Source organism: Vibrio sp. 10N.286.51.E5, from assembly GCF_041469125.1.
GTDB lineage: Bacteria > Pseudomonadota > Gammaproteobacteria > Enterobacterales > Vibrionaceae > Vibrio > Vibrio crassostreae_C.
The window spans coordinates 14,558-29,128 of sequence record NZ_JBFRJZ010000014.1; the positions used below are offsets into that span (position 1 = coordinate 14,558).

General features: G+C 45.8%; 16 protein-coding genes. 6 read left to right on the forward strand and 10 right to left on the reverse strand.

Annotated elements, in window-relative coordinates; all coding sequences use genetic code 11:
- Nucleotides 1-173: 173 nt before the first annotated feature.
- Nucleotides 174-1,268 carry an HDOD domain-containing protein gene (locus tag AB4161_RS04750; protein ID WP_372082894.1) on the forward strand — a complete coding sequence of 365 codons (1,095 nt, stop codon included), beginning with the start codon at nt 174-176 and terminating at the stop codon, nt 1,266-1,268.
- 96 nt (nt 1,269-1,364) lie between these two features.
- On the opposite strand, the gene AB4161_RS04755 is transcribed toward AB4161_RS04750, so the two are convergent.
- The 4 genes from AB4161_RS04755 to AB4161_RS04770 all read right to left on the reverse strand — a co-directional run bounded on the left by AB4161_RS04755 (nt 1,365) and on the right by AB4161_RS04770 (nt 5,406).
- Nucleotides 1,365-2,873 (reverse strand): SgrR family transcriptional regulator, encoded by a 1,509-nt coding sequence (locus tag AB4161_RS04755; protein ID WP_372082896.1) that lies wholly within the window; start codon nt 2,871-2,873, stop codon nt 1,365-1,367.
- 10 nt (nt 2,874-2,883) lie between these two features.
- Nucleotides 2,884-3,894, reverse strand: coding sequence for a Gfo/Idh/MocA family protein (locus tag AB4161_RS04760; RefSeq protein WP_137001251.1), 1,011 nt, complete (start codon nt 3,892-3,894; stop codon nt 2,884-2,886).
- A 113-nt stretch (nt 3,895-4,007) separates the two neighbouring features.
- Nucleotides 4,008-4,907, reverse strand: a complete 900-nt coding sequence (locus AB4161_RS04765; protein WP_372082897.1) for a homocysteine S-methyltransferase family protein — start codon at nt 4,905-4,907, stop codon at nt 4,008-4,010.
- A 109-nt stretch (nt 4,908-5,016) separates the two neighbouring features.
- Entirely contained in the window at nt 5,017-5,406 is a 390-nt protein-coding gene (locus AB4161_RS04770) for a phage integrase N-terminal SAM-like domain-containing protein (protein ID WP_017060182.1), read from the reverse strand.
- Nucleotides 5,407-5,831: 425 nt separating this feature from the next.
- Between AB4161_RS04770 and AB4161_RS04775 the strand changes: the two genes are divergently transcribed.
- Entirely contained in the window at nt 5,832-6,188 is a 357-nt protein-coding gene (locus tag AB4161_RS04775; protein WP_017060183.1) for a DUF6404 family protein, read from the forward strand.
- 264 nt (nt 6,189-6,452) lie between these two features.
- On the opposite strand, the gene AB4161_RS04780 is transcribed toward AB4161_RS04775, so the two are convergent.
- The gene (locus AB4161_RS04780) at nt 6,453-7,505 is read right to left on the reverse strand and encodes a transposase (RefSeq protein WP_372082898.1); all 1,053 of its coding nucleotides are present in this window, start codon (nt 7,503-7,505) and stop codon (nt 6,453-6,455) included.
- Nucleotides 7,502-8,389, reverse strand: coding sequence for a tyrosine-type recombinase/integrase (locus AB4161_RS04785; protein ID WP_372082912.1), 888 nt, complete (start codon nt 8,387-8,389; stop codon nt 7,502-7,504). Before AB4161_RS04785 ends, AB4161_RS04780 begins: the two co-directional genes overlap by 4 nt.
- 290 nt (nt 8,390-8,679) lie before the next feature.
- Between AB4161_RS04785 and AB4161_RS04790 the strand changes: the two genes are divergently transcribed.
- Nucleotides 8,680-8,961 (forward strand): type II toxin-antitoxin system Phd/YefM family antitoxin, encoded by a 282-nt coding sequence (locus AB4161_RS04790; RefSeq protein ID WP_011080399.1) that lies wholly within the window; start codon nt 8,680-8,682, stop codon nt 8,959-8,961.
- Entirely contained in the window at nt 8,958-9,245 is a 288-nt protein-coding gene (locus AB4161_RS04795; RefSeq protein ID WP_017064044.1) for a type II toxin-antitoxin system RelE/ParE family toxin, read from the forward strand. The genes AB4161_RS04790 and AB4161_RS04795 overlap by 4 nt, the downstream gene beginning before the upstream one ends.
- Nucleotides 9,246-9,395: 150 nt before the next feature.
- On the opposite strand, the gene AB4161_RS04800 is transcribed toward AB4161_RS04795, so the two are convergent.
- Nucleotides 9,396-9,674: a type II toxin-antitoxin system RelE/ParE family toxin gene (locus AB4161_RS04800; protein WP_372082899.1), complete on the reverse strand. Its 279-nt coding sequence runs from the start codon at nt 9,672-9,674 to the stop codon at nt 9,396-9,398.
- Complete coding sequence (locus AB4161_RS04805) at nt 9,671-9,955, reverse strand: hypothetical protein (protein WP_017059448.1); 285 nt, start codon at nt 9,953-9,955, stop codon at nt 9,671-9,673. Before AB4161_RS04805 ends, AB4161_RS04800 begins: the two co-directional genes overlap by 4 nt.
- A gap of 183 nt (nt 9,956-10,138) precedes the next feature.
- Between AB4161_RS04805 and AB4161_RS04810 the strand changes: the two genes are divergently transcribed.
- Both AB4161_RS04810 and AB4161_RS04815 read left to right on the forward strand, forming a co-directional pair.
- Nucleotides 10,139-10,840, forward strand: a complete 702-nt coding sequence (locus tag AB4161_RS04810; RefSeq protein WP_372082900.1) for a biotin/lipoate A/B protein ligase family protein — start codon at nt 10,139-10,141, stop codon at nt 10,838-10,840.
- 105 nt (nt 10,841-10,945) lie between these two features.
- The gene (locus tag AB4161_RS04815; protein ID WP_017059450.1) at nt 10,946-11,953 is read left to right on the forward strand and encodes a LacI family DNA-binding transcriptional regulator; all 1,008 of its coding nucleotides are present in this window, start codon (nt 10,946-10,948) and stop codon (nt 11,951-11,953) included.
- Between the two features lie 73 nt (nt 11,954-12,026).
- Here the strand turns inward: AB4161_RS04815 and edd are convergent, their stop codons facing one another.
- Entirely contained in the window at nt 12,027-13,823 is a 1,797-nt protein-coding gene (edd, locus tag AB4161_RS04820) for a phosphogluconate dehydratase (protein ID WP_372082901.1), read from the reverse strand.
- Nucleotides 13,820-14,344: a gluconokinase gene (locus AB4161_RS04825; RefSeq protein WP_017059452.1), complete on the reverse strand. Its 525-nt coding sequence runs from the start codon at nt 14,342-14,344 to the stop codon at nt 13,820-13,822. The genes edd and AB4161_RS04825 overlap by 4 nt, the downstream gene beginning before the upstream one ends.
- Nucleotides 14,345-14,571 lie beyond the last annotated feature (227 nt).

Sequence of the window (14,571 nt, forward strand, 5' to 3'; positions counted from 1 at the left end):
TTGTTTCTAGCAAATACTGGCGGGCATAGTTTCTCAGTCCGTTGAGTAACAGATCTTATACAGCTGAGAAATTAATGATTCATTTGTCACTGTGTGGTTTATGAATTAACTGTGCGATAATTACCGCCATTATATATCCCTATCTATGTTGTATTTATCTAGGAGCCGTATTGATGTTTAAAAGGGTATTGCAGGCACTATTCTCACCTTTTGTTGATTCAAAAAACAAACCCTCTGCAGAGCCTGCCCAACAAGAGCAACAACAAATCGTTGCTACTGATTCTGTTCAGTCTTCAATCTTTGTTCCGCCGTCGTCCACTCAGCCATCATCATTAATCGTCGATAAGACGCTTAGCCTTCACGATGGTGAGTTCCTTGATTATTTGTTTGGAGAGTCTCGCCTTCGAACGGAGTCAGACCCATTTAGTGATTTTGTCGCTTGTCAGATCGAACGTTTGATTCGCTCTCCAAAAGCCCTGCTTAATGAACTGCCAGTGATGCCAGCCTCTGTAACCACGTTAATGGCAGAATTACAGAGCGACGAGTTTGATGTCGATGCATTGTTAAGAGTGATTGAGCGCGAGCCGAGTATGGCTGCCGATGTGATTAAACTGGCTAACAGCGCCTTCTACAAACGCAGTGAAAAACAAGTTACTGACTTAAAAACTGCTTTCCTCAATATGGGTTCACAAGGGCTAATTGAAGGCGTGGTTAATTCTTACATGAAGAACTTCACGCCGGGGAACAATATTTACTGGCGTCACTTCGGTGAGAAAATTTGGAATCACAGTGTTCAAACCGCGTCGTTTTCTAAGGAGTTGATGAAAGACTCTTCACCTCAAGAAGATCAAGCAGCGGCATACTTTGTTGGGTTAATTCGCAACTTAGGCAAGATGATCATTTTCCAGATGATGGTAGAAGCCTTCAAGCATATTGATCCTTCTGTTCCACCTAACTCGTTGGCATTGAAGCGCCTGATGAACAGCTACTCTATTCGCCTGACTTACACCATTGCTAAGTTCTGGGAACTGCCAGAATCAGTGTTGACCGCAATTGGTTACCAAGAGTCGAGCCGATACGAATGCACGCCACTTGGTCAAGCTGTGTTTGAAGCTAACTACTTGAGTGAGCTGTGCTATTTACTGGAAGAACAAACGATTGAAGTCGAGCAATTTAAGCGCAGATGCAAAGAGACACTGATGTCTCCGGCTGCATACAAAGTGGCTAACCGTATCTATAAAGAGTCTGAATTATCGCTAGTGAGCTAACCCTTAGCCTATTCGACCTACGCTGTGACTGAACATAATGATTGGTTGCAGCTTGGTTGGGCTAGGTTGTGAAATACATTCAGCTACGAAATACGCTTACAAATGGCTAATCCACAGCTTGTCGAGTTCGCACCAACCGAAACCATTTACTTGTGCGCCGTGTATCTTTTCAGAAACCTCTAAGTTGAACGCCTCTTGCTTGAGCTCAGTCACAACCCCAGATTCATGCAACCAATGCCGAAGCACCAACAGTGCATTCATCGCTAACTCAAAGTCTGGTTGGTTTGTTATTGAAGCTAAGCCTTGTTCGATTGTCTCTAGCATCTCAGAAGGTAAAGTTAATTCCTCAAACGGGAAGCGAGTGAAAAAGCTTAACCACGAAGTGAAGGTGTCGTTCTCATCAATAATACTGCACAGCGCGACGTCTTTGGTAGTTAGGTAGTGCCCATATTCCACGCTGGTTTTGTGGTCGCCGGATACTGATAATTGCTCGAAAAGGGTTTGGCATTCAGAGGTGTCTTCAACGGTGAACTCCCGCTCTGTTTTCGACAACGCTGGGTTTTGAATTTTGAAGAAGGTTGAGCCGAATTCCGGTTGGGAAGCATGGACATCGCAACGCACAGTGGTCGTTTTCTCGGGCAGTTTCACGCACACCTGATTTTGAGCGCAGGCTTTGCTCTGTGCCCATTCCGGGTAGACCCACAACTCGACTCGATTAAGAATCGGCGTGCTGTGTGAATACGCGCTATTGCGGCTCAATCTCAACATCTTGCTTGAGAAGATGTCTAATGAGAACGCGCCAGATCCAATCAGCCTATCAGTCGGTGATGAGTGATCGAATACGGAGGCTTCAGCCCTAGCAAGTAGGCGCGGTAAATGCCAATCAGGTTGATTCAATTTCACGACAACCACATTGCCTGCCAAGACAGAGACCTCATCAATATGCTGATAACAGCGACGCCATATTTTGCTTTGGCAGAGCGAGTTAAGGTTGCGTGCTATGTCTTGAGGTTCGAGTGTTCGACCGTTATGAAAGTGAACACCATTGCGAATCTGAAAGTGCCACTGTGTCGCATCTTGATTAGGCTGCCAATGATAAGCCAGATCGCCGCTGAGTTTGCCGTGCTTAACGGAGGTTAGGCGTTGGCAAACTTGCATAACTAAGAAACGTTCGGTGCGTCTAAGCACGCGTTGAGGGTGAAGCGCTTCGAGTTCTCGGTGAAACGGGATGTACGCGATATTCTGCGTCGACGGATTGGTATTGCTTAGAAAGGCTTGCAACTCAGTGCCAGCATTGCGGCCGTTGAAGCTCAAGGTGCTAAACACCTGTTCTATGTTGCCTGCGTCAGCTTGGGTTTGTGCGTATTGGTAACACGCCTCAATGGGTTCAACCAGACACGTGAGTTGTGCCTTCTTGCTGCGGCCTGAGCTAGCTTGCCACTCAATCCAGCCTTGTGCTGTCATCGCTTTGAGTAAGGTCTGAACGTGACGTTCACTCACGTGCAGCAGTGTGGCCAGTTGGTTGACCTGACAATGTGATACTCCAGGCCCAAAAGCCTGAAATATCTTTTCATACAGTTCAAGCTTGCGCTTAAGGTTGCCCAATTTGCTTTTCCTAACGACGAGGTTGAGTTAAATGTGGACAGCCAGAGTCAATCAGTGCTTTTTCCATCGTGCCGAGAACTCGAGAGGTTATCTCTGAGCTTAGGATATTCGATTCAGTTTTGCCTTGAAGCACCAAATCTGAAAAATGGTCGATTTCAAACTCGAATCCATTCCCTGTCACTCGGTAGTTAATGGTCGACTTTTTGCCTTGATGTTCAATCTCAATAAAGGCCGGATTCCACCATTTTTCGTGAATGGTGATTTTGGTTTCAGGTCCACTCAAGTGTGCTGTTCGGGGAAGGTTTTGCACTGTTGATGCCGATATCTTACCGCTTATATCACCAGAGAATGTAAAGCATGCATTGGTATCAACATTCGCTCCCTCATAAAGACACGACATCTCTACCTGAGGTTTTGAAGGGTTTACACCCAGCGTTCGGCACAGATCGTAAAAGAACCAAAGCCCATAGACCCCAACATCGAGTGTTGCTCCGCCTGACAAATCCGGATTGAAGATAAACAAATCGGGCTCATAGTCATGATGGTTACCAAAGCTGGCTTCGATTGAATCTATCTGAATGTTGTTATCGACCAAGAATGATTGGAGCTCACGATATGCGGGAAACACCACGGTTTTCATTGCTTCTAACAGCATCACGCCATTTTGCTTCGCGAGAGCTTTCATCTCAAGCCAGTCACCAAGGTTGGTAAAAGCCGGCTTCTCGACCAATACATGTTTTTTATTCTTTAGAAACAACTCAGTGAGTGGCTGGTGGTATGGGTGAACCGTAGCGATGTAAACCGCTTCAACACTTGGGTCATTCGCCATCTCTTCATAAGAACCATAAGCCTTGTCGCAAGCAAACTTGTTGGCGAACGTGGCTGCGCGTGAGTGATCTCTGGCGGCAACCGCATCAAGCTCACCATGCAGAGAGTGCTCTGTGACTGCGGTTGCGAATCGATTGGCGATATTGCCTAGCCCTGCGATGCCCCATTTAATTTTTCGTTGCGTGTCGCTCATCAGTTGCTCCAAATCGTTGTTTTGTATCAGTGTACTCAGAGACGTCACATACAAATAGAGAACAGATTTCTCAACCTGTTCTCTATTTATTTTATTCTAGTTGAAGCTCAGGATTAGCTCTGTATTGAGTGTTTCCAATCGGCTAGGGCTTTAATGTGTTTTGGCCCGATGCCACAACAGCCACCGATAATATTCGCGCCCAGTGCATGCCAGCGTTTTGCGTAAGCTAAGTAACCTTGGCCATCCAGTTCACGCATTTCTTGAAACATGTCATTAGCTTTATGTTCGCTGCTGATAGGCGCAAAGTTGTTGGCGTAGACACCAATGTCTAAATCACTGCCTATCTCATCGATTACTTTCTTGGCATCGATAATGGCTTGATCCATCACTTCAGGCACTGAGCAATTAAACATAATGCCTGTCGCGTTCGATTGGCAGGCAAGTTTGATGGCGTCTGTTACGCTCTCGCCAGAACGAATATTGGCAGAATCACCCTTGGTGTCTTCCAAACTGAACGCGTAGTAACACGGCTTATCTGACTGCTTAAGAACCGCATGAATGGATTCGAATTCTTGCAGGCTACAGATGGTTTCCGCGATCCAAAGATCGATGTTTGGAGCCTGGGCATCGTAAAGCGTTTGGATGATTGGCGCCGCCTCTTCTACCTTAAATAAGTCTGGTCGGTAGCTGCCAAATGGCGGTGGAATCGCGCCTGCTACTTTCACCGTGTGGGTAGCATTGTCTGCAACTGCTTTAGCCAGCTCACCAGACAGTGTGGCTAGTTCAAAACCGCGTTGCTCGAACAGCTCTTCACCCAAATGAAAAGGCACACAGGCGTAGCTATTGGTGATTAGGATTTCAGCACCTGCATCGACAAAGTTTTGATGCGCTTGGCTAACAAATTCGGGTGCTTCAATCAGCGCTTGAGCACTCCAAAGCGGTTGAGAAAATGGCGCGCCAATTTCTTTGAGTTCTCGGCCCATGCCGCCATCAAGTATGGTTAGTGTTTTCATATTTAATACTATCTAAAACAGTTGCTGAAGTTCTGCCGTCACCATATCAGACAACCTTGTCAGACAGAAGCCATCAAGCCAAGGTTCAACTATCGATGAGGGAGTTTCGTTATAAGCCGTCTAGCGGGCTAGTCGTGCCACTAAAGTGTTGCCCAATAACGTGAGTGTAAATCTGAGTTGTCTTAACATCACTGTGCCCCAGTAGCTCTTGAACCGTTCTGATATCAGAGCCTGACTTTAGAAGTTGCTTAATAAATTGATTGTATAAATAGGCTAGAGCATTGAGAGCTACCTTTTGAGTATTGATGGCTACTTTTTGTTGATTAGCTAAATGAGAAAGAAAGGAGACAACTTCAGCGGCATGCATCTGTTCAGGGTGTTTAAGCTTATGAAAATGAATGAAGTATTTTATCCAGTAACAGTAGGCTTTGATTGTCTTGCGACTATAGCCTCGCATCGTCATATGTTCGCAAATTGCCTGCATGAATTGACTCGCCATATATTCCCCTCACAAAATCTGTACATACAGACAGTTTATTGCTTGTTGAATAATTAATGACTTTAAAAAGAGTGGTTTTTAACTCTGATTGAGCACGAATTTAACGAGAGGCTTATTTTAAATTATTGATTATACTGCAGATTTATGCGTGGTTAAGAATGAGGCCGAGCGTTACATAGTCGGCAATATGTGCTTGCACGTTTTCACACTTATTGTTTAGACCCACTTTTATATTAAATGCATAGCATTCAGTTGGTTATGAGTGACCTTTTTGATATGTTAAGCGGATGGATTCGTGCTTGCACAATATTAAAATGTTATGGCGCAGTCAGACTTTGAAGTCAGTCGCAGCACTTCAATCATAATTCTCGATAAACTTTGTAAAGTCCTAGAGTTAAAACTAGCGTGCGCATAGCGAGGTGAAGATGGAAAAGGCAGAGTTCATTCAAAAACACCTAATTGAGAAGGGTGTCCCTGCAGATTTAACTAAGCCAACAGGGTTTATTTGGTCTAGATATAAAGACCCTTCCCAAAAGCCTCTAGCTTTTCAATCTCCTGCAAAAATACTCATAACCCATGGTTTATTTATGGGGCTATTATGGGGAGCGTTGATGTGGGTGTTTTTTTGGCATTCAGAGCCAAGTAATTGGGTAACGTATCTTGTCTCAGCATCTCTATTTGGTATTTGTATGGGACTTATCAACGTATTTCGCACCATTAAGGCTCGAAAGCTTTTGGGCGAAACAAACTGGGAAAAGTGGTGTCAGCAACACTACAAGTAAAGCGCCATAACAAATAAGGATTAAGGTGTTGCGCAGCCAACACTAAATCCCGAGTGTTGAACAAGCCCGAAGCCACTTTATTAAGTAAATTGTACGATTGAACTTGAAGGGCACATCGCTTTGAGGCTTTTCTCAAAGCGAGCGAAGCTAAGATAAGGTTGCGATAGCAATCATATCAATCAGTTAGCTATTTTTCGTTTCTTTCGTCGTTACATCTCCTCTGCTCTCGTCAATGCCATTCTCCTTGTTATCAATGCCTTTCGGCTAGATGGGTCGACTTACTCCAACACACGCCATCTGATGCTGACAGCAAGGGCATACTCGTATTGCTTTGGTTCTTATCGGTGCGGTTAGCGGCGGCATTATATAGAGCAAGTTCAATAACAACAGTTGAATGCGGGCTCTTAAGGCGTGTGCTTGACCACGTAAAAAACCGTAATCTCGTACTCGCTGCAACCCTTTGGGCAGCGCGTGCTGCAAAATGAGCAGTAAGAACTTCAGAGTGGGCAAGGTGCGCGTTCGCCATGCATTGGTCTGGCTCTCTTTATAGCGGAAGGTGACAGTATCATCTGTGATACTGATGATGTCTTCATCAGGCAGCACACCACGATAGAGATAGCGAGCCAAATAGCTCAACGCAGCCTGACCGTATCCCACTTGTCTGCAATCGACCACCCATTGTTTGGGTATGCCACTCGGCAACCACAACGTTGGGTGTTGATTAAGGGCCTCTAGCATTCTTGCTCGCCATACTTTGGCCAAAGCAAACGCGTTGAAGAGGTAATGCTTGTTGCCTTTGTGCCACGTTTGCCTCGACGCGTCGTATTGGCCTGCCGCCACGATAATGTGCAGATGTGGGTGCAAGTTTCGTTGTCGGCTGTGAGTATGCAACACGGCGGTAAAACCAAGTTCACCTTGCCGTTGTCGGTTGGCAAAATCCTTTAATACCCCTGATGCCACCTTAAACATACCGTTATATATCGCTTTAGGTTGATGTCTTGCCAGCACTCTCAATTGATACGGTAAAGTGAAGGTCACCATGAAATAGTGAACAGGTAACCGTTTTTGCTGTTGACGCTGTAGCCAGTCAGAAGTGGTGCGTTGTTGGCATTGAGGGCAATGGCGATGACCACAAGAAAGAGGCAATCGGTCATCGTGATGGCAGTGACTGCAGAACCATTGTGAGCGTCCTTGTTGCTCTGTTTTGCAACGGAGCATCGTCCCAATAGCTCGATGCATATCGCCATTTATCTGCGCATGATAGTGATGCTTAAGCGCACGATGATGCTGGCGAAGCAGTTCAATGAAAGTACTCATTTTATGCTCCATGTTAAGTCTAGATCATCCGTTAATTGGTTGATGGCCATTGCCGCATCACGCTGCTTTATCTGAGTCATTCGGGTGTATCGTGCCGTGGTGTTGAGGCTTGCATGACCGAGCAGTGATTGCAGTGAACGTAGGTCGACTCCTTGCTCAAGTAAGTGCGTTGCGAAGCAATGTCTGAGTGAATGAGGACTCGCATGCTTTTTGATACCACACTCTTTAAGTACAAGTTTCATCGTCTTTTGAATTCCGCCACGATCCATGGGGGTGTCGTGACATGTACCAAGTCCAGGAAATAAGTAGCAAGGATGCTTATGGGTAAGCCAGTGCGTGCGGAGTGCCTTAAGCGTTCGCTGCGGAAGCGGCACCATTCGGTCTTTTCCGCCTTTTCCTTCCCGTATGTGAACGCGCATTGTTTGGCTGTCGATATCATGAACCGTAAGATTTAATCCCTCACTGAGTCGTAACCCCATGCTGTACAGAGTAAGAAAAAACACCTGATAACGTGCTTGTCGAGTGTGAGTAATCAGCGAGCTGACTTGCTGTGGTGTCAGTATGTCGGGCAGTCGTTTTACTTGTGGCGGCTTGACGATATTGAGCCACTCCCACTGTTTATCGAGCGTGTAGCGATAGAAAAACTGCAAGCCATTACGATCGAGTTTTATGGTGCTCCACGAGTGGGTTTGAATAAGAGACGCGAAGAACTGTTTGAGGTCAGAGGTCGTTAATGTATCAGGGGCTCGGTCGAAATGAGCGGTGATCCGACGAACCGCACGGGAATAGGCATCAATGGTCGCGGGTCGTTTACCTTGCAGCTTTAGGTTGGTAAGGTGTTGTTTATAAAGGGTGTTGTAACGTTTTAAGTCATCGGGTTTCATGGGGTTACTCCTGTGAACGACCATCAGGGTGATGGTGTTACAAGAGTATGGTTCGCACTCGTTTTACTCTGCCGCGTAGCGGCTTCGTTCAACAAAGCATTGAAGACTGATTCCCAACGCTTGGCATTTTTCATTCCATCGTTGGGTTTCGTGTTTACGGCACAATGGTTTAGTTTGGGTGGTAGCGTTGTTCACACCTTAATGCGGCTATAACACAAAATCAGGCTATTGCTCAAAATTGCTATTTGAACTATTATTTGTACAGTAAATTGTACCATAGGGAGTTCAACATGAGCCGCATCCATTTTGATCAAGATATTCAGCCTTTGTCTGAATTTCGTGCTGGCGTGACGTCATTTATTAAACAGATTAACGAAACTCGCAGACCACTAGTTATCACACAACGTGGTAAGGGTGTTGCGGTTGTCCTTGATGTTGCAGAATATGAAGCAATGCAAGAGAAGATCGAGTTACTGGAAGAAATGCGTACTGCTGAAGCACAATTAGCTTCAGGTTTAGGTGTTTCCAATGAAGACGCTCGTGCTCAAGTATTGGGGCGCATTAAGAAATGAAAGTAGTCTGGTCACCACTAGCATTACAAAAGTTAGGTGATGCAGCCGAGTTTATTTCACTGGATAATCCAGTGGCGGCAGAAAACTGGGTTAATGAGGTTTTTGATAAAACTGATTTACTCTCAAGTATGCCTGACATGGGGCGAATGGTTCCTGAGCTGCCTCATACCAATTACCGTGAAATTTTGTTTGGTCACTATCGCATCATATATAGCCTTAGCCATGAAATTCGCGTCCTCACAGTACGAAATTGTCGTCAGATACTAACGGAAAGTGACGTGTAGCAATTGTGTTATAACAAGCAATTTAAGAGGGATTCACAACGCTTGGCACTTTTGCTCCTGCTTCAAGTTAAGTGTTTATGGCACAATGCGTTAGGTTTGGGTGGAGGCGTTGTTCACCCCTTAATTGGGCTAGTTGCCCAGAGGAAGTAATCAATCCATTGGGAACTTTTGTTTCTGGTGGAGTACGCGCATAATTCGGATAATGTCGCCTTCGATCCAATAGGGGACGATCATTGAAATCTCAGGAATTATAAGTAATTGCCCACGAATGCCGTCTCTCTGTACACCCATTAGAGGCTGCTCAAGCAAGTTTTCTACTTTTGTTTCAATGAGGTTGTCAGCGTTTTCTGCCGCATCAGGGTTGAAGTCATAGATAAACTCAAAGATCCTTTCACGATCATTGAGTGATTCTTCTTCCCATAAAATCATTGCTTACCTCGATTACGTATTCTGGCTTTGCGTTCTTCCATTCGAGATTTAGCAGTTTGGTGTTCAACGAAAACGGATTCTCCTGAGTCAAACTTCTCAAATGCTAGGTTTACTTGTTCAGTTAGCCATGCATCGTGAGATAATGTCTGTCTTTGTTGCTCAGCGAGTTGCTCAGTAAGCTCACGGCAAGCACCACTCAGTGTGCGACCTTGGCTCTCAGCCATCTGTTGAGCTAGGCGTTTTGTTTCTTCATCAACACGAAATTGAATTCTAGTGTCCATGATCTATTCCTTTATTGGTGTGTACAAATGTTAGCACTCACCTTTGAGATGGGCAACTGACAAGCTACTATGGCGCCAATAACTAACTTTTGGTGCTATGTTTCATCGCACATAGTCCCATATCTCATCAACCATTGCAGAACGTTAAATGGTAGGTCACCACTATCTGTAGAGGAAAGTGCATTGAAGTTAACGAATAAACTCGTACGTTACCCGCACATTGATGTTAATCGTGCGTTTGAAAAAGAAGCTGAATTATTGCAGCAAATTCAGGCGGGTGAGATTGGGCAAGCCTTAATGTTGTGGCAAGCAAAAGCGCCGACACTTGTTTTGCCCGCAGGTAAAAAGTGGCCTGTGACCGTAGAGTCTAGAAAACAACTCGCGGCACAAGGTTGGCAACTCACCTCACGTAAAACAGGCGGCGCTCCCGTTCCCCAACTGCCGGGGATCATTAACTTATCGCACATTTACCATTGGCCTCGTGATGAAGCCTACAACATCCAAAAAGCGTATCTACATCTGTGCAATGTCTTAACCCTGTTTTTTAAAGAACTGGGCATCGATGTGGATGTACACGCGACTCTCGGTTCTTATTGTGATGGTGACTACAACCTCAATATCAATAAACAAAAAATAGTGGGCACGGCGCAGCGTGTTTTGCTTAAACAAGGGGGCGGCCAAATCGTACTTTCGCAAGCTTGTATCTTGTTGGATGTCGACCTAGAGAACATCGTTGCACCCGTAAATTTTTATAATCAAGTTTGTGGAAATCCAACCGTGGTGGACGCGCAAGTTCATACTCCGTTGTCCGCACATCTGACAACTCTACCCAACGTAGACTCACTCTTTCAGCAGTTAAGCCAAGCTTTCATCAAGCATGCGTGATACCAACCTTTCGTTAACGCCATGCTAATTTGTCGGATGGGTTGAACTTAAGGCGGTGAGAACTTTATAATGTTACTTGTAACATAATAAAGAGTTCAAATAGTTATGACAGAACAGCAGAAGAAAACTCGAACCACACTTCAAGATGTTGCAGACAAAGTGGGGGTCACAAAGATGACCGTCTCTCGTTACATGCGCAATCCCGATTCAGTCGCAGCCAAAACTCGCGTTAAAATTGCAGCGGTTATTGAAGAGATGGGATACATCGAAAACAAAGCGCCAGCTATGCTCTCTAAATCGTCGAGTAAAGCGATCGGTATCTTGCTCCCTTCGTTATCAAACCAAATCTTTGCCGCGTTTGTTCAAGGTATCGAAACGGTTACTAAAGAGAATGGCTACGAGACGTTGCTTGCTCACTTTAGCTATGATGCTGTGGAAGAAGAGGAAAAGATTGCTTCGCTGCTTTCGTATCAAGTTGATGGGTTGATATTGACGGAAAGCCACCACACCCCCCGCACGTTACAGATGATCAAGAATTCAGGTGTTTCTGTTGTTGAAACGATGGAACTCCCAACCAATCCGATCGATATGGTTGTTGGCTTGGACCATATTGATGCTTCTTACCATGTCGTGAAGCGAATGATTGAAGCTGGTAAACGCTCTATTGCTTACTTTGGCGCTCGATTGGATGCGCGAACCAAGTTGCGTTTGCAAGGCTATGACAAAGCGATGTATGAGGCTGGATTAGAGCCTAAACACGTGTTGACTGAACAGCACTCTAACTTCTCTTTGGCTGAAGATCTGCTTGATCGCGCTCTTGCGGATTACCCAGATCTAGATGGCGTGTTCTGCACCAATGATGACATCGCGATAGGTACCTTGCTCATTGCCCAGCAACGTGGAATCCAAGTGCCGCAACAGCTATCTGTGGTGGGCTATAACGCGTTAGATATCGGTCAAACCATACGCCCAAAACTGACTAGCGTGGATACGCCACGTTATGAAATAGGTAAGAAAAGTGCCGAGCTACTGCTTGCCCGATTGAAAGGTGAGCCAGTCACGGAAACGGTAGTGGATATGGGCTATCGCATCACGGATGGCGAAAGCGTTTAACCAAGTATCGTGGAAACTGAAAGGGGCATCGAAATGATGCCCCTTTTGCTTTTACATTTAAGTAATGACACAGCTAGACGATAAAACTCGCCCCTTGTTCTGCACTCGAAACGCTTTGGCGCATCACGCTAAATAGGTTGCGCCCCATGGTTTGCTGGTTAGCGTCTACCTCAAACACCTTCGCTTGGCGAGACTGCATGTCGTTGAGGTTATTGAGTTCGCCACTCGCGCAATCTAAGCGCAGGATATCGCCTTCGCGAACAAGCCCAATAGTTCCTCCTCGAATGGCCTCTGGTGAGACATGAATCGCGGATGGGATCTTTCCTGAGGCTCCAGAAAGGCGCCCATCAGTAACCAGAGCCACTTTAAACCCTTGTTTCTGAACATTACCTAGAATCGGCATAAGCTTGTGCAGTTCAGGCATACCGTTCGCAGCTGGGCCATTGTTTATTACCACAACAATGCAATCTTTGTTGAGTTCACCTCGTTGATACGCGGCTTCTACCTTATGTTGGCAATCAAAAACTGCCGCAGGTGCTTCTATTACACGTTGCTCTTCTGCAACCGCTGACACCTTAATCACTGCGTTGCCAAGGTTCCCTGAAAGGACTCGCGTTCCGCCTGTGCTTTGGAATACCTGTTCTTGGCCTGCAATTACCTCTGCATCTGCCGACTGTTTGCATTTTTTCCACGTTAGCTTTCCATTTTCAAGCTCTGGAATACTCATTTGATCTTCAAACGAGCCAAAGGTAGGTGTGACATCTCGGTGCAGTAAGTTGGCTTGATCTAAACGGCGTAACAGCGCGGGAACTCCTCCTGCCGCTTGGAACGCATTCATATCTGCTGGGCCGTTGGGATAAACTCGAGCAAGTAAAGGCACTACATCGGATAGATCGCTGATGTCTTGCCAAGTCAGAATAAATCCTGCTGCGCGTGCTACTGCGACCATGTGAATGCTGTGGTTAGTGCTGCCACCTGATGCGAGTAGGGCAACAATGCCATTGATTAAGCTTTTAGCGGTAAAGACTTCAGAAAGCGGGCGGAAGTTTGCGGCTTGTGGTGTCATTGAAGCAATTTCAATGGCGGCATGCTGAGTGAGTGATGCGCGCAATTTAGAGTCAGGATGAATAAACGCTGAGCCCGGAAGCATCAGCCCCATCGCTTCAAATACCAGCTGATTGGTATTGGCTGTGCCGTAAAAAGTGCAGGTGCCCGCTGAGTGATAAGCGTTGCACTCCATGTCCAGCAAGGCACTTTTTCCTACCTTGCCAGCCGCGTACTCTTGGCGAATGTGTACTTTCTCATCATTGCTGATGCCCGTTGCCATCAAGCCTGCCGGAACAAAGGCAGTTGGTAGATGCGCAAAAGAGAGCGCGCCCATCAGTTGTCCTGGAGCTATCTTGTCGCAAATGCCAAGCAATAGGGTTGAATCAAACACGTTGTGACTCAGTGAAAGAGCCGTCGATTGAGCAATCAAGTCCCTTGAAAACAAAGACATATCCATGCCTGGTTGCCCTTGAGTTACCCCATCGCACATCGCGGGAACACAGCCCGCTACTTGAGAGGTGTGGCCGAACTTAGCTAACGCCTTTTTGATCTGATCTGGATAGTGTTGATACGGCTGGTGAGCGCTTAACATATCGTTGTAAGAGCTGATTAACGCCACATTGGATTTAGTGAGATCAAGAATCGAGCGTTTCTCATCGGAGCAAGAAGCTGCGACAGCATGAGCCAAGTTGCCGCAAGAAAGCCCTTTACCACCTTTGCCAGCAGAGGCTTGGTGTTGGGTTCGGTTTAGAAACGCTTCATGAGTCTCTTTGCTTCGTTCAATTAATCGTTGAGTCACCGCTTGGATGGTTGGAAGGGTCATGCTGTTTCTGCCTCATCAGTCATTGAAAGCACAATCGCAGCACAGTCCACAACGTCATCAATATCGCCATCAATGCTGATGACAACCGTATCTGGCTCGTGATCGGGTCTTTCTAATGTTTCGAACTGGCTTTTAATCATGTTCTCTTTCATGAAGTGGCCTTGGCGCTGACGCATTCGATGCAAGATCAGGTCAATGTTGCCATCTAAAAAGAGAAAGGTGAGGTTTTTGTTCCCTTCGCGAATTTGGTCGCGGTACTTCTTCTTCAACGCAGAACACACAATAATGCCGTGCTCATTTTTACTTTCTAGGCTGTACGCTGCATCACGAACGCGTTCCAGCCATGGAATGCGATCATCATCATTAAGAGGTTGGCCTGACGCCATTTTTTGAATGTTTGCTCGAGGATGAAGGTCGTCACCATCAATGAACTTACGCCCAAGTTTTTTTGCCAACTGCTCGCCTATCGTGCTTTTCCCACAAGCACTGACACCCATGACGATGACACTACTACCAGCCATAACTCAATCCTCTTAACAAATTTGCGCGTGATCTCAATTTTGAACATCGCTTGTAAATATGGCTTTATCTTATAAGCGTTACCGGTAACATGTTACCGGTAACTTATGGAAGTGTGATGAAGGACACAAAACAACAATTGTGATTGTTTTTGCATCCTACTGACGGAAAATTAGTCACATCTCACTATATTCGCGTTTAAAAATCACTGGAAAGAGATCTTTGGGGG

What these genes read in the sequence shown, in the direction of transcription:
- AB4161_RS04750 (WP_372082894.1), top strand. Translation starts at nt 174, where the DNA reads ATGTTTAAAAGGGTATTGCAGGCACTATTCTCACCTTTTGTTGATTCA.
- AB4161_RS04760 (WP_137001251.1), bottom strand. Translation starts at nt 3,894, where the DNA reads ATGAGCGACACGCAACGAAAAATTAAATGGGGCATCGCAGGGCTAGGC.
- AB4161_RS04765 (WP_372082897.1), bottom strand. Translation starts at nt 4,907, where the DNA reads ATGAAAACACTAACCATACTTGATGGCGGCATGGGCCGAGAACTCAAA.
- AB4161_RS04770 (WP_017060182.1), bottom strand. Translation starts at nt 5,406, where the DNA reads ATGGCGAGTCAATTCATGCAGGCAATTTGCGAACATATGACGATGCGA.
- AB4161_RS04775 (WP_017060183.1), top strand. Translation starts at nt 5,832, where the DNA reads ATGGAAAAGGCAGAGTTCATTCAAAAACACCTAATTGAGAAGGGTGTC.
- AB4161_RS04780 (WP_372082898.1), bottom strand. Translation starts at nt 7,505, where the DNA reads ATGAGTACTTTCATTGAACTGCTTCGCCAGCATCATCGTGCGCTTAAG.
- AB4161_RS04785 (WP_372082912.1), bottom strand. Translation starts at nt 8,389, where the DNA reads ATGAAACCCGATGACTTAAAACGTTACAACACCCTTTATAAACAACAC.
- AB4161_RS04790 (WP_011080399.1), top strand. Translation starts at nt 8,680, where the DNA reads ATGAGCCGCATCCATTTTGATCAAGATATTCAGCCTTTGTCTGAATTT.
- AB4161_RS04795 (WP_017064044.1), top strand. Translation starts at nt 8,958, where the DNA reads ATGAAAGTAGTCTGGTCACCACTAGCATTACAAAAGTTAGGTGATGCA.
- AB4161_RS04800 (WP_372082899.1), bottom strand. Translation starts at nt 9,674, where the DNA reads ATGATTTTATGGGAAGAAGAATCACTCAATGATCGTGAAAGGATCTTT.
- AB4161_RS04805 (WP_017059448.1), bottom strand. Translation starts at nt 9,955, where the DNA reads ATGGACACTAGAATTCAATTTCGTGTTGATGAAGAAACAAAACGCCTA.
- AB4161_RS04815 (WP_017059450.1), top strand. Translation starts at nt 10,946, where the DNA reads ATGACAGAACAGCAGAAGAAAACTCGAACCACACTTCAAGATGTTGCA.
- edd (WP_372082901.1), bottom strand. Translation starts at nt 13,823, where the DNA reads ATGACCCTTCCAACCATCCAAGCGGTGACTCAACGATTAATTGAACGA.
- AB4161_RS04825 (WP_017059452.1), bottom strand. Translation starts at nt 14,344, where the DNA reads ATGGCTGGTAGTAGTGTCATCGTCATGGGTGTCAGTGCTTGTGGGAAA.